Origin of the sequence: Ensifer sp. M14 (assembly GCF_003355565.1) — a bacterium.
In the GTDB taxonomy this organism is placed as follows: Bacteria; Pseudomonadota; Alphaproteobacteria; order Rhizobiales; family Rhizobiaceae; genus Ensifer.
This window is the reverse complement of the sequence record NZ_QJNR01000023.1, coordinates 1-939: the sequence shown is the minus strand read 5'-3', so window position 1 is coordinate 939 and position 939 is coordinate 1. Positions and strand designations below refer to the sequence as shown.

The window sequence follows — 939 nt, the reverse complement described above, 5'->3', positions numbered from 1 at the left end:
ACCATCAACATCATAGGGTCCGATGGCGAAGGCAGGAAGCCAACCGCCTCATAGAAGCCCCGCGCGTCATCGGAAATTGCATGCACCAGCACGCCGCGAATGCCCAGGATTTCTGCGGCGTTGAGCAGTCGTAAACCTGCGTCGCGAACCAAAGCTCTACCGATACCACGTCCCTGATGGGCTCCATCAATGGCGAGGCGACCAAGCACAGCAACTGGAATTGGATCCGGCATATTGCGCCGAAAACGGCCAGGTGCTTCCGGCTGTTTCACCGCGCCGGAAGCGAGTGCGTAATAGGCGATGACGCGGTTTTCTTCACACACGACGAACGTTCGAGACGCGCCCCCTATCTGATTGGTACGCGCGCGACGGCGCAGCCAGTCGTCCAGTTCGAGCACGCCGGAATTGAAGTCGGCCAGTTCGTGATGGTCGGCCAATGGCGTCGGCGCACTGAGAGTCACGCCTCGTCCCACGGCGCTTTGGTCGACATGGTACGCTTCAGACGCTCGTTGGGTTGCGCGGGCGCATCGAGCCGAGCAAGGTACTCGGCATAGATTTCTGGGCTGACCGTGAATACAGAACGGTCAATCAGCACCTCTTCGGCGCGGCGCTCGGAAGCCTCAAGCATGAAATCCGTGCGCGTCTTGCCAAGCAACTCGGCGGCGCGGTCGATCAAGTTGCGTGTCGCGGGCTTGATACGCATATTTAATGGCACGCTTGTGTCCGGACTTTTACGTGTGTGAGAGGTGGGCATGGAAAACTCCTATCTGCCCCAACAAATAACGTAACGACATCATCTTTACAATGTCCGAAAAGATGATGTCGTTGCGAATTCATCTCGTGCTGAGCCGCGTTCATCTTTCCTTCATTGCAATTGAACTGATTGTCACAGTCTTCGTCGCTGCAGGTTTGGCTAACTTTGCTCTTGATGTGAACCCC

At 56.7% G+C, this 939-nt stretch carries 2 protein-coding genes; both read right to left on the bottom strand.

Annotated elements, in window-relative coordinates; translation table 11 throughout:
• The coding region (locus BLJAPNOD_RS34925) for a GNAT family N-acetyltransferase (RefSeq protein ID WP_147294640.1) at nt 1-461 on the bottom strand (461 nt) is incomplete at its 3' end.
• Nucleotides 458-754 carry a DUF1778 domain-containing protein gene (locus BLJAPNOD_RS34920; protein ID WP_077506015.1) on the bottom strand — a complete coding sequence of 99 codons (297 nt, stop codon included), beginning with the start codon at nt 752-754 and terminating at the stop codon, nt 458-460. The genes BLJAPNOD_RS34925 and BLJAPNOD_RS34920, both read right to left, overlap by 4 nt.
• Nucleotides 755-939 lie beyond the last annotated feature (185 nt).

What these genes read in the sequence shown, in the direction of transcription:
- BLJAPNOD_RS34920 (WP_077506015.1), bottom strand. Translation starts at nt 754, where the DNA reads ATGCCCACCTCTCACACACGTAAAAGTCCGGACACAAGCGTGCCATTA.